Origin of the sequence: Effusibacillus dendaii (genome assembly GCF_015097055.1) — a bacterium.
Classification (GTDB): Bacteria; Bacillota; Bacilli; order Tumebacillales; family Effusibacillaceae; genus Effusibacillus; species Effusibacillus dendaii.
The window spans coordinates 375,690-394,043 of the sequence record NZ_AP023366.1; the positions used below are offsets into that span (position 1 = coordinate 375,690).

The window sequence follows — 18,354 nt, forward strand, 5'->3', positions numbered from 1 at the left end:
GAGGCATGTCGGATGGGGAGTGGAAAGGCATACATGGACAATCAAATTTTAAAAATCGAACCGGTTCACAAACCGCTCAACGCTACCGTTGAAATTCCCGGATCGAAAAGCATTACAAACCGCGCCTTGTTGATTGCCGCTTTGGCGGAAGGCAGAAGTGTTTTGCGCAATGTATTGTTTAGTGATGACAGCCATTATTTCATGCGTTGTCTGCAGACAATCGGCTATCAACTGGAGATTGACGAAACAAGCCGAACTGTGGCTGTAACGGGAACCGGCGGTCAAATCCCGAAACACGAGGGCTTGCTGGAACTTTTTGTTGGCAATGCCGGAACGGCGGCACGATTTCTGACCGCTTTCGTTTCTTTGGCGGAGCAGGGCTCTTTCCGAATCGATGGCATCCCCCGCATGCGGCAGCGGCCGATTCAGGATTTGATCGACGCGTTGCAGACGTTGGGTGTTCGAATCGAATCGGAGCAGCAAACCGGCTGCCCGCCTGTACGAATCGAAGCGAAGGGACTGCAAGGGGGCCGCGTTTCGATTCCAGGAAACAAAAGCTCACAATATTTATCTGCCATTTTGTTAACCGCCCCTTACGCGAAAAATCCGGTTGATATTGAAGTCAGCGGCGAACTGTTGTCCGCACCGTATATTGACATGACGAAACGGATGATGGAACAATTCGGCGTGCATGTCGAGCGGACAGGCAACGCATCGTACCGCGTCAGCAACCAGATGTATCAGAGACGTGAATATATCATTGAACCGGATGCATCGGGCGCTTCTTATTTTTTGGCAGCTCCGGCGATTGCAGGAGGAAAAGTGAAAATCACGAATCTGACGCAAAATTCGTTGCAGGGCGACGCCAAGTTTGCCGGTTTATTGGAACAGATGGGCTGCACAGTTCGCTGGGGAGCCGATTTTATTGAAGTGGAAAAAAAGGACGGACAGGTGTTAACCGGGATTGATGTCGATCTTAACGAAATGTCCGATACGACGATGACGCTGGCTGCAGTAGCTCCTTTTGCTTCGTCCCCCACTACGATCCGGAACATTGGCCATATCCGCATTAAAGAGACAGATCGCATACATGCGGTGGTTACCGAACTTCGCAAGTTGGGCGTAACAGTTGAAGAGTGGGAAGACGGAATGCGAATTGAACCGGCTAAGCAGTTGACACCTGCGGCAATCGATACGTACGACGATCATCGGATGGCGATGGCTTTTTCCTTGTTTGGATTGACAATAGAAGGACTGGAAATCAAAGATCCCGGCTGTGTTTCAAAGACATTTCCCAACTTTTTTGACGTATTTGCGGATATGTGCAAACAGTGATCTAAAACGGTGATCGACTAGGAATTTTTCTAACGAATTGACTTTTCTAAATTGTGAAAAAATAGTTGACAGACTTTCTGGTCGTCCGGTATTATAAAGTTGTAAGACTTGAGTTCTGGTTTCTCTCCACTCCTATCTTTTCCGCTCTTATGGGCGGACTTTTTTATGTATCGTTCTATCATGTTCCGCAAGATTTACTCATACACTTGTCTTAAAGGAAATAGGACAAAGTACGCATTGCCTATACATTACAAGGAGGGGGAGCATGGGTAGTCGCGGTTTATTCTGGCAAGCGTTCGGAGCGCAGTTTGTAATTTGCGGCTGGATTCTCCTCAAAATTTTTTTGCTTCCCTATTTAATATACAAATGGCTTGGCGCGTCTCCGTTGGCATCCAAAATCGGTGATCTGTCCGTGTTGGCGCTCGGCACACTGGCAGCTGTAACCATGGCGTTCATTGGTTATCTGCACGCGAGTCGGTTCGGGCAGGATTCGATCGTCAAAACAGCTTTAGTCTCGACCGGGCTGGTACATATCCCATTGTTTCTGTTTCTTTTATATAAATGGGTGTTTGGCAGTGCCTGGGACACCTATTGGACTCTTTATTTGTCAGGCTGGCTATCGATTGTTACACATCCGATGATACTGGTTGGATTTTACGGCAAATGGGTCGATCTGATCGGCACCATTCTGTTGTGCGGCTGTTATCTGACCGGAATCTGGATGTATTATGACGACCATAAGGATTTCACAGTCAGACGAATCCCTTCTGAACGCCGATTTCAAAGCCGTCCGTAAATAACCGAATGAATGCAAGAAGAGAATCGCGTAGAGCGGTTCTTTTTTTTCTGCCTTTGTAAATAGCTTTGCGCTGAGGAGACAGGACTGCCATCTGCACGGCACATGCATAAACGGCTCTCTTACCGTGTGACCGAAACCCTGTCTCCTTCGACGTTAGCTTTCACGCAGTGCGGACCTTACACGTTACGAAATGCGTTTTCTAGCCCCGATGCTAAGCGGAGAGCGGATGCGTCTGCTTCACGCTACATTTGCATGAAAAGTGTGGCGCGACAAATACTATACTTGCCAAAATTTGTACGAGGAGGGGCAACCGTGACCGTCGGCAAACCGTTGATTGTGCAAAGTGACCTCACGCTCTTGTTGGAAGTAAACAACCCTTTTTTTGAAACGGTTCGCGATATGATTCTGCGATTTGCCGAGCTGGTAAAAAGCCCGGAGCACTTCCATACGTATCGAATTACCCGGATTTCCCTATGGAACGCGTCGACAGCAGGCGTGTCTGCCGAATTTATTCTGCAAACGATGAGAACCTACAGCCGCTATCCGATTCCGCTTAACGTACAGACGTTTATTGTCGAGGAAACGGGAAAATATGGCCGGGTGGTGCTGGAAAAGAGGAACGGGCAAACGGTTTTGACAGGGGATCCCGAGTTGGTTAAGGTAATCGGGCAGCTTCCAGCAATCCGCAAGCTGGTAAGCAACCACGACAGCGAATCCCTTTTGGTAAAAGAATCGATGCGGGGAGAAGTGAAACGGCTGTTGGCCAAGCACGGATACCCCGTAAAGGATTTGTTGGGATATGTGCAAGGTGAATATTTGCATGTGAAACTGAAGGAACATTTGACGGATGACAGGCGTTTCTCCCTGCGGCCCTATCAAATGGAAGCGGTAAATGCATTTCTGTCCGGCGGCGACGAAGGGGGATCCGGTGTGGTAGTTTTGCCATGTGGAGCGGGGAAAACCGTAGTTGGCATAGCCGCCATGGCTGCGGTCAAACAGCACACGCTAATACTGGTTCCCAATGTGGTGGCCGTTCACCAATGGCGGCGTGAAATTTTGGATAAGTGCGAAATTCCTTCCGACTGGGTCGGCGAATATACGACAGACGGCAAACAGATAAAACCGGTCCTCATCACCACGTATCAAATGTTGACCTATCAGAAAAGCAATCGGTTTCCCCACTATGAGCGGTTGAACGAAGGAAAATGGGGCCTTATCGTGTATGACGAAGTACATCTGCTGCCAGCGCCTGTCTTTCGATTGACAGCCGACTTGCAGGGCACCAGGCGGCTCGGATTGACCGCCACATTGGTTCGCGAGGATGGTACTGAAACAGAAGTGTTTTCGATGATTGGCCCGAAAAAATACGATCTGCCCTGGAAGCAGTTGGAGCAGCAGGGGTGGATTGCGGAAACCGTTTGTTTTGAAGTAGCCGTGCCGTTTGACGAAACAACTCGTACCCGATATTTGTCAGCCGCAGAGCGGCAAAAATATCGGATTGCGGCAGAAAATCCGAACAAACTTGCGACGATTCGGTCGTTGCTTCGTTTGCATCAGAAAGATCGGGTACTGATTATCGGGCAGTACCTGGATCAATTGATGCAAGTGGCGGCAGACCTAAACGTCCCCTGCATTTCCGGCCAGACACCGACCAAAAAAAGGGAAGATCTCTATGAAAAGTTTCGATCCGGAGAACTTTCCACACTGGTCGTTTCCAAAGTGGCCAATTTGGCGGTCGATCTGCCGGATGCCAATGTTGCTATTCAAATATCCGGTTCCTACGGTTCCCGACAGGAAGAAGCGCAGCGTCTGGGGCGTTTGCTTCGGCCCAACCGGGATGGAGGCCGGTCCAGCTTCTACACGATTGTGACCAGAGACAGTTATGAACAGGAACGCGCTATGCACCGGCAGCTTTTTTTAATTGAGCAGGGTTATGAATACCAGTGGATCAACGCGGAAGAATCGTTCGACTTTACCGGAGGTGCAGTGAGATGAGGTTAAGCGAATGCCTGAATCTGTCCGATATCGACGCGCTCCGCAAAATCGCGGAAACTTACGAATTTGATTGTCACCGGAGTTCAAAAAATTCCCTCATGCAAGCGATTATGACGCATTTTTACAATCGTACTTTTATTGAGGAGCATGTAGTCGACATCTGCAGCGAAGAATATCGGGAAACATTGCTGCAAATTACGATGGACAGACGGCAATCGTTTTCCAAAGAAGAACTGCATGCGTTGGTAAAACGCGCGATTGCGAACAAGACGGAAAAAGATGCTGCATGCGACCAACAGCTGATTAACCAACTGTTGCGGGAGGGATGGCTCTATCGTCTGTCCAACAGAGGCGGCCACAATGCCTATGTGGTGCCGGAAGACGTACTGAAGAAACTGCAGGAATTTATCACGCGTCAATTGCAGACGCAGTTGGAGTTTGCTGATTCGCCACCCGTTGTTTACCGGTATGATGAATTTGCGATTATACGGGATATGGCTCAGTTCCTTTCATTTGTCAAGAAACAGGATATAAAACTGACACAGGATGGCGTTATTTTTAAACGTCAACTGCAAACGCTGTTGGATACGTTTGAAATGAAGGAGGAACTGCAGGGAAAAGGTTGGAGATTCGGTTACGGTAGAAGGTTCCATGATTATCCGGACCGGTTTGCACTTTTCTATGATTATTGTTACAGCCGCGGCTTGATTGAGGAACATCCGGAAGGAAACTTGCTGCTAACGGACGCTGCCGAAGATTGGTTGAACCGGACAAACAAGGACAAGCTCGTCGATTTGTTTAAGTTTTGGCGGCTCTTGTACCGCAGACCGATCCCGCGGCTTCCGTTTGTTGTCACTGCGTTGGCGCGGGCGGTGCAGTCCAACTGGACTTTTGTGCGGTCTGTCAATCGGCTGCTGGCTCCTTATGTGAGCGAGTATTATTACGACAGTCAAGAGCAGGTCATGGAGAAACGGATCTACCAGATGATGGTGAACTTGGGGCTGCTTTGTTACGGGAAGACGGCTGATGGGAGGGATGTCGTCAAATTGTCCGAATTAGGAAGCGAACTGCTGCTCATGGAAAATATGGCGGAAGAGTCTGACGGTTCCGCATATGAACAGGAAACGGCTCTCGTCATCCATCCGAATTTTGACATTCTGTTGCCGACAGTGGAGGCTGGCCGTATGGTCTGGGAATTAAACCAGTTTAGCGAACTGATTCGAGCCGATCTGATGAGAGTCTACCGAATCACCAAACAAAGCGTCGGCCATGCATTTAAAAACGGTTGGACAGCGGAGACGATCATTCAGTTCCTGAATCGACATTCGGGAGATCTGGTGCCGTCAAATGTAAAAAGGATGATTCAATTTTGGAGTGAGGAGTATCAAAGACACTCGAACTGATCGGCTGTTTCAGAACAATCGATAAGGGATCAAACCCGGCGGCGACTGCTGCCGGGTTGTTTTTTTCCTGATGTTTCCCTCTGGTCATACACAAAAGGAATAGAGTAAAATAAATGTAACCGGAATGAACCTGTTAAATGTGACATATTTCTATAAATTTCTACAAAATTTTGACCGAAAAAAAGAGGAAAACATAACGCTTTCGCCGAATATAATATTTCAAAGAATATTCCTAAAGTTTGGTGAAGGTTTTGTAAAAAGTGTGGCTGTCAATTCCTCAGGTCATAGGTAAGGAGGGAACGGCGGTGGGCGAAGTAATCAATATTGCGGAAAAGAAAGGTTTTATCAAGTGGTTTCTGGAAAAATATGAGTTGCAAAACAAGGAAGCGGAGTGGCTTTTGCAGTATCTCGCTTCCAACGATCACATTTTGGAAATGGTTCATTTCATTGATAACTTCAAAAATCTTCCGAAGACCATTTTGATGTCGACTAAGTGTGTCCAGATGACTCCGTTTAAATTTTATAAGAACCGGCGTGTCACCTCGGATGTGGAAAAAGCGTTTCTCGACATCCACAACAATCCAAAGGAAGATATTTATATCGGGCTGTTTTTTAAAGACAAGAGTACTTGTCCGGAGTATGCGGCTGTTTTGGAAACCAATGTACAAGTGGATACCAAAGAGACCGATGCTTTAATTGGACTGCAGGCAGAAATGATTCTTGATCACGTGCTTCGAAAATGTCGAATTGAAAAACTATACGAGCAAATAGACCGTTCACTTGCAGAAAATAACCGACAACTGTTTTTCGAATTGACAGATGAATTGAAAAAATTACAGAAACTGGGCTAAGCCCAGTTTTTTTGTTACACTATTGGAAAGAATATCACTTCCTCAATACAAAGAAGCGGTGAGGCAAATGAAAATTACGGAACTTACGAATGAACAATTGGAACAGCTAAAACCTTATATTGATACGGTTCTCGTACCGATCGGGACGGTTGGCGGCGAGCCGGCAGCGGAACGGTTTGCACAGGATCTTTGGGAAGTCAGACAGATTGCGTCTGCGATTGAACAACGAATTGCCGGTCGATTGTACCTGTTTCCGGAAGTGGTTTTTGGGGGGGCAGGAAATGATTCGTTATTTTCGGATTACCTCTATCATTTAGTGCTCACATGTAAAGATTTTGGGGCTGATAAGGCGGTTCTCCTGTATCGCCAGGAGTCCGTCTGCCAGGCGGTGGAACAATCGGCCTTGCGATTGCGGGAACGGCAATTTCAAACACTTGCTGTGTCTGTTTTGAACCGAACGGAGCAGCAGATTGTGGATCAAATCGTGGCGCTTTGGCAAAACCAAAATTAACAATTTTGTGAACAAACCTCTTTGGTAAATGACGGTGTTTTCCGAAATTGGGTATACTTTTATTAGCAGGCGGTCACATCGTCATTAAATACGTTGGATAAAGCTAGAGAATTTGGCACAAGTTGTCTTGACACGCTATAGGTCAGGCTGTAAGATGATAACGTACAAAATCCGGATGTCGAAACCGCTCGAATTCATCTAATCTGATTATCTTAAGAAGGCTGGGAGGTTTGTAAAATGAGTGATGTACGTAACAGCAAAGACGGACTTTCCCGCCGCCAGTTTTTATCGTATGCATTGGGTGGAACAGGTGCATTTATGACGGCGGCAATCGTGGCTCCCTTGGTTCCCTTCGCAGTGGATCCGCTTACCAAGGCAGGCGCCAAGAATTTTGTTGAAGTTGGGAACGAAGCTGACTTTTCGACAACACTCCCAAAACGAGTTGAATTCACCGTACACAAAAAAGATGGATGGTACGAGTCGGACGCAAAATTGAGTGCATGGATTATTAAAAAAGAAGATGGCAGTTGGCTCGCTATGTCACCGATTTGTACGCATCTGGGTTGCCAGGTGAACGGTTCGACTGATGCAGCAGGCAACCCGACGCCTCCACAAGACGGCGAATGGTTTTTCCATTGTCCATGTCATGGTTCCTTTTTTAACAAATACGGCGTACCAAAACCGAATGTTCCGGCCACTCGTCCGCTAGACGCTTATGCGGTGCAGGTTGAAAACGGTAAAGTGAAATTGGGGCCGATTAGTCAAAGAAAAGCATAGCTGTAGGGAGGCCAATTAGATGCTGAAGAAAACATATGACTGGATCGACGAGCGGTTAGGGGTAACGCCGATTTGGCGCGACCTTGCGGACCATGAAGTTCCGGCCCACGTCAATCCGGCCAATAAAATGTCTGCATTTATTTACTGTTTCGGCGGATTAACGTTTTTGATCATTATGACCCAGATTATCTCCGGAATGTTTCTTGCCATGTACTATGTTCCGGATATTATTAACGCTTACAAATCTGTGAAGTATATCACCGATGAAGTTTTGTTGGGAAGTATCGTACGCGGCATGCATTTCTGGGGTGCCAGCTTGGTCATTATTATGATGATTTTGCATATGCTTCGTGTATTCTTCACGGGTGCCTATAAAGCTCCGCGTGAGCTGAACTGGGTCGTAGGTGTTCTGATTTTCGGGGTTGTAATGGGGTTTGGCTTTACCGGTTATCTGTTGCCTTGGGACCAAAAAGCGTATTGGGCAACTGCGGTAGGTGCTAAAATTGCCGCATCGGTACCTTGGATTGGGCCTTACATTCAAACGTTGCTGGTTGGTGGACCGGATCTTGGTGCAGTCACATTAACTCGATTCTTTGCGATTCACGTGTTCTTCCTGCCGGCAGCTCTCCTTGTGTTATTGGGATTGCACTTCTTTATGATCCGCAAACAGTCGATCGCGGGTCCTATGTAAAAATGATTATTTTCAATAACTAAGGGAGGTTGCAAATCAATGGCAGACCATTCGGGTAAAGAAAGAATTCCGGGTGTTCCTCGATACCGCCGCCCTAAAGACATGCCGACGAGCGGTACAGAACCCTTTTTTCCTAACTTCTTGTTAAAAGAATGGATCGTTGGGTCCGTTATTCTAGTAGCTTTTATTCTCTGGATCATTTTTAACCCGGTTGAACTTACGGCGGTCGCTGACCCTGCCGACACTTCATTTATCCCGGTTCCTGACTGGTACTTCCTGTTCTTGTATCAGTTGCTGAAATATATTCCGGGTGAAATCATTTGGTTGGGAACGGTAGTTATTCCGGGAATCGCGTTCACATTGCTACTTTTGGCGCCTTGGCTGGATCGTCGCAAAGCACGTCATCCGATGAAACGGCCAATTGCCACATGGGGTATGGTAATTGCAATGGTGTTCATGGGTTGGCTTACATATGAAGCGAGAATGCAGCATGAAGAGGCATTGGCTAAGAACCCGCCAAAACCTGCTGCGCCACAGGTTAAGGATACGGCGATTGTGGATCCGAACGATCCGGGAGCGAAAATATTTGCTCAAAACTGTGCTGCTTGTCACGGTGCTGAATTGAAAGGTCAAGTCGGTCCTTCTCTGTTGGGTGTGGGCAATAAATACACGGCTGAGCAGATTCAAGGAATTATCAAGAGCGGTAAGCCGCCGATTATGCCTGCGAACGTAGTGCAAGGAGACGACGCGGTGAAAGTGGCTCAGTGGCTGGCAAAACAAAAGCAGAAGTAAACCTACTTACTATAGAAAAACTGGCCGATTGGCCAGTTTTCTTCATATCGTTGTAATGGAGGGAGGGGAGTTTTTGTATCGGGCGCAACTGAAGCAGCTCTTAACAAGCCGTTCATTTGTTTGGATTTTGTTTTGGATCAATTTAATGGGTACGGTCTACGGCTACTATTGGTACAAGGAGCAGATGGCAGAAACTGCTTGGCCGCTCTTGCCGTTTGTTCCGGATTCACCCACAGCCTCCCTGTTGTTCACTTTGCTGCTGGCGGTGTGGCTGTTGAGAAGGACATCACCGATCCTGGAAGCGCTTGCCTTGATGACTTGTTTCAAATATGGAGTATGGTGTGTGGCAGTGCTGCTCTTGTACGGGATAGATGATGGATATATCAGCGAACCGAATATCATGCTGATTGTCTCACATGCGGGGATGGCAATCGAAGTTTTGCTGTATTCGTTTATGTATCGGTTTCGAACCCGACATGTTTGGGTGGGGGCTGCTTGGCTTTTGATCAATGATTTTTTCGATTACGTGTTTCATGTTCACCCGTATCTGGAAGATGACCGATTTATATCGCAAGTGGCTGTTTTTACCGTTTTATTGAGCTTACTGACAATTTTTATGGCATTTGGAATCAGCCAACAGGCTCAATCAAACTCAAGATTTGTCCGTTAAAATGGCACACCCTCAGTGTGTCGTTTTATTTTTAAAAGAAGCAAATCCTTCTCCCAAAACTTCATGTACATCGGAAACGATAACGAACGCGAACGGATCAAGCTGATGAACGATCTGCTTGACGCGGCTAATCTCGTCACGATTTACCACACAGTAAACGACATCTTTTTCTTGTCCTGTATAACCGCCTTTTCCTTTTAATAGGGTAGTTCCGCGTTCTAATTTCGTCTGAATGATAGCGGCAATCTCGGTAGCCCGGTCGGAAATAATCATCGCCGATTTGCTGGCTGAGACTCCTTCGATCACCACATCAATGACTCGCGCGGCAATAAATAGAGCGACTAACGAATACATGGCGATGGTGGTGCCCCGAATGGCGGCGACAATCGTGATGACCAATATGTCAATCGTAAACAAAACCTTGCCCATCGAATGCCCCCATTTGGCACTGACAATTCGGGCAATGATGTCAGAACCGCCTGTTGTCGCACCAAATCGAAAAATCAATCCAAGACCGATTCCGTTTACGACTCCGCCATACAACGCGGCCAGCAATTTGTCTGATAATGCAGGTGTGATATCAGACGGTATAACCAATGAGAAAAATGAGACGAGTGCTACACCGACAAATGTTTTCAAAAGAAATTGCCATCCAAACATGCGGTATCCGATAAAAAATAACGGAATGTTTAAGAGCAGAAACGTAACACCAAATTGAATGTGAAAGAGGTAGTACAACAGCAGGGAGATTCCAAAGAATCCCCCTTCTGCCAATCCGTTCTGAAGGAAGAAGTTGTTGATACCAAACGACAAAATGGCGGTGCCCAAGAGGATGCCAAGCCAATTTTTTAGTTCCCGCATCAAGATTTCCCTTTCAGTTGAGGTGGTCTGATTGTTTCTTTAGTAAGGTTTTTTTTTTAACCGAAAAATCAGGAGGACAGCTGCCAACAAGAGGGCGGCCGCCAAAATCCACCAGAAATATCGGTGCATATAGATAAATAAAACATTCCAATGGGTTCCTAACATTCTACCCAACGCAAGGAAGGTAAAGGTCCAGATGAATCCTCCAATATAGGAGTAGAACATGAAGAATAGAATTGGCATGTTGCTCATTCCGGCCGAGAAAGCGGTTAAATGACGAACTCCCGGAATGAAATAGCCAATAATCAGGAGGGCAGGGCCAAATTTTTTGTAACCGCGCTGCACTCTTTCCAAATGCGCCTGTTTAATGCCCAATTTGCTTCCGAATTTATAGATAAAAGGAAGACCTACAAATCTGCCGATTGAATACGAGATGGACATTCCGGTAACCGACCCCAGGAAGGAGACCAACCAAGCCATTCCAAAAACCATTCGCTCTTGAGAAATCAAAAATCCGACATAGGTCATAATTACTTCATCGGGAATCGGAAGCCCGACAATGCCTAATACGAGTGATAAAAATAAGGCAATATAGCCATGAACACCGATCATATTCAACACTGTATGTTCGATGGGCCACCCCTCCCCGAGCCGAGTCCCATATAAAAAGAGCACCGGTTGTCCAGGTGCAAGATTCGCTTTTAATGTAGCACAAATTGGTACCTTGGACAACTCACGATCTTTTTTGAACATTATGCGGCCAAAGCAGGAGAGTCATCAAGAGAAAACTGAGATAACCAAAAATCGGGTACAAATAGGTGACAATTTTGGTAAATCCGATTTGGCTGACAAAAAAGGCCGATGTAAGGATCAGTACAATTAACAACGGGCCCTTTTCAGCAGGATAAGGAGCGATCAATTGACTGCCCAGTCCGTAAACATTGGCAATTAAAGTGCTGAAAATCTCACCCCATAAAACGAGAACAAATATAGTCTGCAGAAGTGCTCCTGATGTGGAGATGAGGAACGCCATAGGCACTTGATAGTTTAAAACTGTCGGAAAATGTGTAGTTAATGCAAAATTTGCTCCCAAGAGCATGATCCCGAGGCCGACAGAACCGACACATCCGCCGAGAACCAATGTTTTTCGATCTTTAATTTCGTTTCCCAGCGGTACCAGTACAGAAGAGGCTAATCCCAAATTGAACGCGGCGTAGGAAATGGCAGAAGTCAGCCAGGATCCGGAAGGTTGCGGAATCACGGTTGACGTTCTCATACCTGTCGTCCAGGCTGTTTTTAAGAAAATGAAGCAGACGAGCGTCATCATAACCGGTACAATAATGGTGTTGGCTGCCAAAATGCCTTGCATTCCCCGCATGATCGTGAAATAGGTTGCGGCCATCGTAACCAGGACTCCCAATTCAAACGGGAGTTGAAAATTTTCGTCAAACAATGCCCCTACTCCGGCCAGCATGGCGACTGTAACCCCAAACAGCATAACAAGCATAAACAGGTCGATCCATAACGCCAACCGTTCGCCAAACAAATAGGCGTTCAACTCGCGGTAGGAATTGGCTTTCAATTTTGCGCCCAACAGCAGCATCTTGCCGCCTACCCAAGCGAACAGCAAAACTGAAATGAGAATCCCCAAATAGGACCATTCTCCATAAACGGTAAAAAACTGCAGAATTTCTTGTCCGGAAGCGAAGCCGGCACCAACAACCGTGCCGATATACGTAAAGCCGATCTGGAGAGATTGTTTGATTTGCTGTTTTTGCAAGTTGTCCGCCTCCTTCTCAGAATCATGTTTATGTCAGGAAATCAAAAAGCATGTCTCTCCAAATGGCAGTCCCAATATACTGATAAAGGGATTTAATTGCCAAGATTGAGGAGGGACGTATGGAAGAGCTGGCAAAATCGATTTTTTTAGGCATAATCCAGGGGGTGGCCGAATTTTTACCGATCAGCAGCACAGGACATCTGGTAATGGCACGCAAACTAGCAGGTCTTTCGGAAGCAGGACTGTTTTTGGACACGATGCTTCATCTGGGGACGCTGTTAGCCGTCGTGGTTGTATTCTGGCGGGATATTCTGGGTATGGTTCGTCAGCCGTTCAGCCGCTTACCATGGCTGATCATCGTTGGTACCATACCTGGGTGGGAATTCCTGTTAACCGGCGCTATTCTGTGGACGGCTGACAATTTAAAAGGCGGCACGTTTTTCGTTTCTAATCTCCCTGCCGGCTATTTTGGGAGGCATCGTGCTTCAGGGGGCGAAACTTGTAGAGGGAGAAGTCACGGAAACGGTTCAGTTGCTGCCTTTGGCAGTTGGAGCCTTGGTGGCGGCACTTGCCGGATATCTGGCGGTAAAATGGATGTTGGCTCTTTTGCAACGCGGCAGTTTGAAAGGATTTGCCATATACGTATGGGTTTTAGGGCTTGGCATCATTGTGGCGCAGCTCTTAGGTTATTGGTGATTGACCGGGAGTGAAAGTGGACGTGTGGGTACCGCTTTTGTGGACAGATGCAACGTAAGCGGTACCCGCACGTCCGTTCCGGGCGATAGCGAACAACATCTGCGTTCCCCACCTGTATGTACGGTCCTGCCCTGTCTCCTGAGCGCAAGCGATACACGGCGCATAGCAAAAATGGAATCGGCTGCCTCGCAAGAGGCAGCCGATCATTTTCGTCAATCTTTCTCTTATTTTTCATTCATACGGGTGCGGAAAAATACGATGCGTACATTACGTACCAAGTAAACGGCAACGGAGAAGAGCGTCAGGCCGCCAATCAGCAGGAACCAATTTTTCAGAGCGCTTAATGAGGCCAGCCAACGGGCAGCGGTGGAAGGTTCCGCAACGGCTGTGGAAATGGTCGAAGGCAGCGGAGCCCAAACGCTGGCATCGGATTGGCCCACACCCCAGTTGAACAGAAGCACCGTGAACACGGCAGCCAATACGCCATGCAGCAAACGCGCCACCACATAAGGTGTAAAGCGGATGTCGGTGCCTGTCAATACGGATGCAACCTGTGCGTGAACAGACAACCCGCTCCATGCAATTATAAACGAAACAATTAACAGTTGTTGAATGAGGGGGGCGTGTGTAACTGCCGCTTGCGCCGAGCCGATATCAATCTCAAAAATACCGGACAGGAATGGATTGACAAGCGATAAATCAATGCCGAACAAATTGAAGAGACCGACAATCGGGAGCGCGAGCAGCGGAATTACCGCCGCCAGGGTTAATACTTTAATGACGACGGAGAAGAAGATAATAAACCCGCCAATCATCAGCAGCGTTTTGATCGAATCGTTCACGGCGTCGCCAAGCAGTTTTCCAAACGGACGTCCATCTTCCTCCCGTGCGCGAATCATCTCTCTGTAGGCGCGCGCAAACAGATTGCCAGTGGCCCGTTGTCCGACAGCTGCTTCTTTATCTTTGCCGAGACCGTAGAGTTTAAAGCAAATACCCACCAGAAAAGCGGCTATATAATGTGCTGCCGCCAACAGGCTGCCGATTGCCGGATTGCGGAACATGCCTACCGCCACGCCGCCAAACATGAACATGGGATCAGCCGTGTTGGTGAAAGCGAGCAGACGTTCCCCCTCGACACGGGTACACAGTTTGCTTTCTCTAAACTTTGCGGTAATGACCGCATCCATCGGATAACCGGCAGCCAGCCCCATCGACAGCGCGAATGCCCCGACTCCTGGAACGCTAAATAAGGGGCGCATTAGCGGTTCTAACAGAACTCCCAGCGCATGTACGACTCCCGCACCTAGCAGCAACTCCGACAGGATAAAAAACGGAAGCAGGGAGGGAATTATCACTTCCCAAAAAACTTTCATCCCCGACACGCCTGCCTCAAACCCTTCTTTCGGATAAAATACGAGTGAAAGGGTCATGAACACCACCACAATGGCCAATAGCGGTGTTGTGGAACGTTTAAGTAATCCGGGCATAATCTGACAACTCCTTTTTGATTTGCGGTGGACTGCTTATCCGTATCATTCATATTCGCAAAGGGCTTGTTTATTCTCACTTCTTATGGTGGAATGTTGGTACAAGGATCGGAGGGATAGGAGTGAATCGATTAACATTGTCCGCCATGCAAAAAGAGGTGGACGAGCACATCTCCCAATTAAAAGAGGGTTACTTTCCGCCCATGAGTTTGATTGTCCGATTGACGGAAGAGTTAGGCGAACTGGCCCGGGAAGTAAACCATCGTTTCGGCGAGAAAAAAAAGAAAGCAAGTGAAGAAGAAAGCAGTATCGCGGAGGAAATTGGGGACGTATTGTATTGTTTAACTTGTCTGGCGAATTCTTTGCAGATTGACATGGAAGCGGCTCACCGCAGTGTCATGCACAAATTCAAAACCAGAGATGCAAACCGTTGGACGAAAAAAGAGGAGTGAATACATATGGCAAACTCAGATCGGCAAATTCGCGTGGCAGTTGCAGGTGCATTAGGAAAAATGGGCCGGGAAGTGGTAAAAACAGTGATGGCGGATCCGGCTTTTCAATTAGTGGCAGCCATTGATCCGTCAAGTGTGGGACAGGACATTGGAAGCCTGATTGGGACGGAGGAAGCAGGTGTGTTCGTTGCAAACAGCCTGGCAGAAGCGCTTCTGCAATCTTCCGCTGAAGTGTTGATTGATTTTACCACACCAAACGTGGTGACTCAGAATGTTTATATCGCATTGGAATATGGCGTACGTCCGGTAGTCGGAACGACCGGCATCAAACAAGAGGATCTGCAGGCGTGGGACCGTATTTTAAAAGAGAAACAGATTGGCGGGGTGGTGGCCCCCAACTTCGCAATCGGGGCGATTTTGATGATGAAATTTTCCGCGATGGCAGCCAAATATATGCCGCATGTAGAGATTATTGAACTGCATCATGACCAAAAATTGGATGCTCCCTCCGGAACGGCCGTTAAAACAGCGGAGATGATTGCCAAAGAGCGGGCTCGCATGCAGCAGGGCCATCCCGCAGAGGAGGAAAAGTTACAGGGAGCGCGGGGAGCCGATTTTGAAGGGATGAAAATCCATTCGGTTCGGTTGCCCGGTTATGTGGCCCATCAGGAAGTCCTCTTTGGCGGTGTGGGACAAACACTGGTTATCCGGCATGATTCGATCAGCCGTGAATCGTTTATGCCGGGGGTTGCCTTGGCGGCGAAAAAGGTAACAGGCATTACCGGCCTGGTTTATGGTTTGGAAAATCTGATCGACTGACACAGGGCTGTGGTATGGCGAAAATCGACTCACTCGGCTCAGCAAACGATAAACCGTATGTTGTCTACCATGTGCTCGATACGCTTCTGAATGCCGGATTTGAAGCCTATTTGGTGGGGGGCTGTGTGCGGGACAAACTGCTGGGTCTGACTCCGGGCGATTATGATGTAGCCACAAACGCGCTGCCAGATCAGGTGCAATCCTTGTTTCCCCATACGGTGCCTACCGGTATTCAGCATGGTACGGTATCTGTATTGGAGGATGGGGAACGGATTGAAGTGACCACGTTTCGCCGCGAGGGAGTGTACAAAGATGCCAGAAGGCCGAGTGAAGTCAGATTTGATGCCTCGTTACAGGAAGATTTGGCGAGACGGGATTTCACCATCAATGCCATGGCGCAGGACAGATTCGGTAACTTATTCGATCCGTTCGGGGGACAGTCTGATTTGGAACAACAGATCATTCGGGCTGTGGGCGATCCGTCTGCCCGATTTCAGGAAGACGCTTTACGGATGTTGCGGGCTGTCCGTTTTTCTGCTGTTTTGGGGTTTCAGATCGAATCGGAAACGTGGCGGAGCATAATCCAACATGCGCCGATAATCGGACGAATCGCTCGTGAGAGAATACGGGATGAATGGAATAAAATGGTGTGCGCCGATCTGTCACTGGGGGTTGATCAACTCATTCGATCGGGGCTTTTCTCCTTTATTTTTGGCTCCATTCTGTCCCGTACAAAGGAGGAATGGCTGCGGGCCGCACAATTTGCAGACCGCTTGCCGAAAAAATTGGATTTGCGCCATGCGGCATTACTACTGGGGACAGACGTGCGTCTCGTGCAAAAATGGATGAATCAGATACGGCAGCCGAAACGTCTGACTCGTTCGGTTGTCGCCATCTTAGAGGCGATGCCTGACTCGAACCCGCTCCGCTGGTCTCCGTTTGATTGGCGGCAGTTTCTCTATCAACACGGGCAACATGCTGCCGAACAGGCGATTTTGATCTATAGTCAAATGATACCGGTCGATGCGGATAAATTGATCGCAGTCTGTTTGGCTTCTATCGAGGACCAACCGATTTGGTCGCTTGCCGATCTTGCTGTGACAGGGCATGACATCCTTAAACATACTGGCAGACGACCAGGTCCCTGGTTGGGACCGCTGCTGAACCAATTGGCGCAATTGGTCCTGACAAATCCCAATTTAAACCGGTCGCAGGAGTTAAAACATGCGGCCGAACATTTTTTGCAAAAAGGAAGTCTGTAAAATGAGCGATATGAAGGAACGGATCTTGCAACTGCTGCGAACACATCAAACAGATTACATATCGGGCGAGGAAATTTGCAAACAGTTTTCCGTCAGCCGTACAGCGATCTGGAAACATATTAAAGAGCTGCAGGATGAAGGATATCCAATTGATGCGGTGCGCAATAAGGGATACAAATTGCTGGCTCTGCCGGATCTGGTTACAGCCGCAGAAATTCGTGAGGGACTCATGACCGAGAGGATGGGGCAAAAAATACTGTCTCTGAAAACGGTTGACTCCACCAACGTACTGGCAGCCAAAATGGCTGACGAAGGCGCGTCGGAAGGAATGCTTGTCATTTCGGATATGCAAACCGGCGGTAAAGGACGCCGTGGCAAATCCTGGTTTTCTCCATCAGGAACGGGAATTTGGATGAGCCTGGTTTTGCGTCCCAAATTGTCTTTTTCACAGGCGCCTCAGCTGACATTGGTAGCTGCTGTTGCGGTCAGTCAGGCAATCAGTCAGCATATGGGGAAAAAAGCGGGCATCAAGTGGCCTAACGATATTTTACTGGACGATAAAAAATGCTGCGGCATCCTGACCGAAATGAATATTCGTTCGGAAGAAATCGATTATGTCATTTTGGGAATCGGCCTCAACGTCAACCAAACAGCAGATGATTTTCCGGAGGAACTGAGATCGACTGCCACATCGCTCAGAATTTATTCGGGTACACCTTACAAAAGGGCGTCTGTGGTGCAAAGTATTCTTGAGCGATTTGAGACGCTGTATGATTCGTATGTGAAGCAGGGAAGTTTTGCAACGATTCGCGAACAGTGGAAAGCGCAGAGCGTCACAATCGGGAAACGCGTATCTGCCTATCTGGCCGAGGGCATCATAACGGGGACAGCGGTCGATATTGATGATGTGGGCGCGTTAATTCTGGAAACAGAAAACGGACAGCGAAAGGTTTATTCGGCGGATATCAGTTAACCTCTATACAAGAAATCGTTTTCAGTCTATACTGAAAACAGGAGGCGGTATCCAAGCGTCGAATGTGCGATGGAACTGTACTCCGTATACAGAATTTTCGCAATGTCAAACTGTACGTTAATTCTGCTCTGAGCCGCCAATGGACCGAGACAGAGGACCTTACGGGAGAATGTTCGTAAACCTTTTCGCGCTCTGGCCGA

General features: G+C 47.8%; 18 protein-coding genes and 1 pseudogene. 15 read left to right on the top strand and 4 right to left on the bottom strand.

Annotated features, from left to right (window positions below; genetic code table 11):
• The first annotated feature begins 12 nt into the window (after window positions 1–12).
• The 10 genes from aroA to skT53_RS02005 all read left to right on the top strand — a co-directional run bounded on the left by aroA (window position 13) and on the right by skT53_RS02005 (window position 9,824).
• Window positions 13–1,335, top strand: coding sequence for a 3-phosphoshikimate 1-carboxyvinyltransferase (gene aroA, locus skT53_RS01960; protein ID WP_226375307.1), 1,323 nt, complete (start codon window positions 13–15; stop codon window positions 1,333–1,335).
• Between the two features lie 265 nt (window positions 1,336–1,600).
• The gene (locus tag skT53_RS01965; RefSeq protein WP_200759535.1) at window positions 1,601–2,131 is read left to right on the top strand and encodes a hypothetical protein; all 531 of its coding nucleotides are present in this window, start codon (window positions 1,601–1,603) and stop codon (window positions 2,129–2,131) included.
• A gap of 315 nt (window positions 2,132–2,446) precedes the next feature.
• Window positions 2,447–4,129: a DNA repair helicase XPB gene (locus tag skT53_RS01970; RefSeq protein ID WP_226375308.1), complete on the top strand. Its 1,683-nt coding sequence runs from the start codon at window positions 2,447–2,449 to the stop codon at window positions 4,127–4,129.
• A complete protein-coding gene (locus skT53_RS01975) occupies window positions 4,126–5,532 on the top strand; it encodes a helicase-associated domain-containing protein (RefSeq protein ID WP_200759537.1) in 1,407 nt (468 codons plus the stop codon). The genes skT53_RS01970 and skT53_RS01975 overlap by 4 nt, the downstream gene beginning before the upstream one ends.
• A gap of 305 nt (window positions 5,533–5,837) precedes the next feature.
• Window positions 5,838–6,383, top strand: coding sequence for a YpiB family protein (locus skT53_RS01980; protein WP_200759538.1), 546 nt, complete (start codon window positions 5,838–5,840; stop codon window positions 6,381–6,383).
• Window positions 6,384–6,450: 67 nt separating this feature from the next.
• The gene (locus skT53_RS01985; protein ID WP_200759539.1) at window positions 6,451–6,894 is read left to right on the top strand and encodes a DUF2487 family protein; all 444 of its coding nucleotides are present in this window, start codon (window positions 6,451–6,453) and stop codon (window positions 6,892–6,894) included.
• A gap of 237 nt (window positions 6,895–7,131) precedes the next feature.
• Window positions 7,132–7,671, top strand: coding sequence for a ubiquinol-cytochrome c reductase iron-sulfur subunit (locus skT53_RS01990; protein WP_200759540.1), 540 nt, complete (start codon window positions 7,132–7,134; stop codon window positions 7,669–7,671).
• Between the two features lie 19 nt (window positions 7,672–7,690).
• Window positions 7,691–8,362, top strand: a complete 672-nt coding sequence (gene qcrB, locus skT53_RS01995) for a menaquinol-cytochrome c reductase cytochrome b subunit (protein WP_200759541.1) — start codon at window positions 7,691–7,693, stop codon at window positions 8,360–8,362.
• A 39-nt stretch (window positions 8,363–8,401) separates the two neighbouring features.
• The gene (locus skT53_RS02000; RefSeq protein WP_200759542.1) at window positions 8,402–9,154 is read left to right on the top strand and encodes a menaquinol-cytochrome c reductase cytochrome b/c subunit; all 753 of its coding nucleotides are present in this window, start codon (window positions 8,402–8,404) and stop codon (window positions 9,152–9,154) included.
• Between the two features lie 73 nt (window positions 9,155–9,227).
• Window positions 9,228–9,824: a DUF1405 domain-containing protein gene (locus tag skT53_RS02005; protein WP_200759543.1), complete on the top strand. Its 597-nt coding sequence runs from the start codon at window positions 9,228–9,230 to the stop codon at window positions 9,822–9,824.
• Window positions 9,825–9,836: 12 nt separating this feature from the next.
• On the opposite strand, the gene skT53_RS02010 is transcribed toward skT53_RS02005, so the two are convergent.
• Genes skT53_RS02010 through skT53_RS02020 form a run of 3 tightly spaced genes read right to left on the bottom strand, consistent with a single transcriptional unit; the run spans window position 9,837 to window position 12,465 of the window.
• The gene (locus tag skT53_RS02010) at window positions 9,837–10,685 is read right to left on the bottom strand and encodes a YitT family protein (RefSeq protein ID WP_200759544.1); all 849 of its coding nucleotides are present in this window, start codon (window positions 10,683–10,685) and stop codon (window positions 9,837–9,839) included.
• 39 nt (window positions 10,686–10,724) lie between these two features.
• Entirely contained in the window at window positions 10,725–11,417 is a 693-nt protein-coding gene (locus skT53_RS02015) for a DedA family protein (protein WP_226375309.1), read from the bottom strand.
• A gap of 1 nt (window position 11,418) precedes the next feature.
• Entirely contained in the window at window positions 11,419–12,465 is a 1,047-nt protein-coding gene (locus skT53_RS02020) for a YkvI family membrane protein (RefSeq protein ID WP_200759545.1), read from the bottom strand.
• A 119-nt stretch (window positions 12,466–12,584) separates the two neighbouring features.
• Between skT53_RS02020 and skT53_RS02025 the strand changes: the two are divergent.
• Window positions 12,585–13,161: pseudogene (locus skT53_RS02025) on the top strand (undecaprenyl-diphosphate phosphatase).
• A gap of 224 nt (window positions 13,162–13,385) precedes the next feature.
• On the opposite strand, the gene ylbJ reads toward skT53_RS02025, so the two are convergent.
• Window positions 13,386–14,648: a sporulation integral membrane protein YlbJ gene (ylbJ, locus tag skT53_RS02030; RefSeq protein ID WP_200759546.1), complete on the bottom strand. Its 1,263-nt coding sequence runs from the start codon at window positions 14,646–14,648 to the stop codon at window positions 13,386–13,388.
• A 146-nt stretch (window positions 14,649–14,794) separates the two neighbouring features.
• On the opposite strand from ylbJ, the gene skT53_RS02035 reads away from it, so the two are divergent.
• The 4 genes from skT53_RS02035 to skT53_RS02050 are packed head-to-tail and all read left to right on the top strand — an operon-like array spanning window position 14,795 to window position 18,154.
• A complete protein-coding gene (locus tag skT53_RS02035; protein WP_200760834.1) occupies window positions 14,795–15,100 on the top strand; it encodes a nucleotide pyrophosphohydrolase in 306 nt (101 codons plus the stop codon).
• 6 nt (window positions 15,101–15,106) lie between these two features.
• Entirely contained in the window at window positions 15,107–15,919 is an 813-nt protein-coding gene (dapB, locus tag skT53_RS02040) for a 4-hydroxy-tetrahydrodipicolinate reductase (protein WP_200759547.1), read from the top strand.
• 14 nt (window positions 15,920–15,933) lie between these two features.
• Window positions 15,934–17,181 (top strand): CCA tRNA nucleotidyltransferase, encoded by a 1,248-nt coding sequence (locus skT53_RS02045; protein WP_200759548.1) that lies wholly within the window; start codon window positions 15,934–15,936, stop codon window positions 17,179–17,181.
• 1 nt (window position 17,182) lies between these two features.
• On the top strand, window positions 17,183–18,154 hold the full coding sequence (locus skT53_RS02050) for a biotin--[acetyl-CoA-carboxylase] ligase (protein WP_226375310.1): 972 nt from the start codon (window positions 17,183–17,185) through the stop codon (window positions 18,152–18,154).
• Window positions 18,155–18,354: the final 200 nt, after the last annotated feature.

Bases quoted from the DNA above. Each gene is read 5' to 3' on its own strand.
- qcrB (WP_200759541.1), top strand. From the start codon at position 7,691: ATGCTGAAGAAAACATATGACTGGATCGACGAGCGGTTAGGGGTAACG.
- skT53_RS01975 (WP_200759537.1), top strand. From the start codon at position 4,126: ATGAGGTTAAGCGAATGCCTGAATCTGTCCGATATCGACGCGCTCCGC.
- skT53_RS02035 (WP_200760834.1), top strand. From the start codon at position 14,795: ATGCAAAAAGAGGTGGACGAGCACATCTCCCAATTAAAAGAGGGTTAC.
- skT53_RS02010 (WP_200759544.1), bottom strand. From the start codon at position 10,685: ATGCGGGAACTAAAAAATTGGCTTGGCATCCTCTTGGGCACCGCCATT.
- skT53_RS01985 (WP_200759539.1), top strand. From the start codon at position 6,451: ATGAAAATTACGGAACTTACGAATGAACAATTGGAACAGCTAAAACCT.
- aroA (WP_226375307.1), top strand. From the start codon at position 13: ATGGGGAGTGGAAAGGCATACATGGACAATCAAATTTTAAAAATCGAA.
- ylbJ (WP_200759546.1), bottom strand. From the start codon at position 14,648: ATGCCCGGATTACTTAAACGTTCCACAACACCGCTATTGGCCATTGTG.
- dapB (WP_200759547.1), top strand. From the start codon at position 15,107: ATGGCAAACTCAGATCGGCAAATTCGCGTGGCAGTTGCAGGTGCATTA.
- skT53_RS01990 (WP_200759540.1), top strand. From the start codon at position 7,132: ATGAGTGATGTACGTAACAGCAAAGACGGACTTTCCCGCCGCCAGTTT.
- skT53_RS01965 (WP_200759535.1), top strand. From the start codon at position 1,601: ATGGGTAGTCGCGGTTTATTCTGGCAAGCGTTCGGAGCGCAGTTTGTA.
- skT53_RS02045 (WP_200759548.1), top strand. From the start codon at position 15,934: ATGGCGAAAATCGACTCACTCGGCTCAGCAAACGATAAACCGTATGTT.
- skT53_RS02000 (WP_200759542.1), top strand. From the start codon at position 8,402: ATGGCAGACCATTCGGGTAAAGAAAGAATTCCGGGTGTTCCTCGATAC.
- skT53_RS02050 (WP_226375310.1), top strand. From the start codon at position 17,183: ATGAGCGATATGAAGGAACGGATCTTGCAACTGCTGCGAACACATCAA.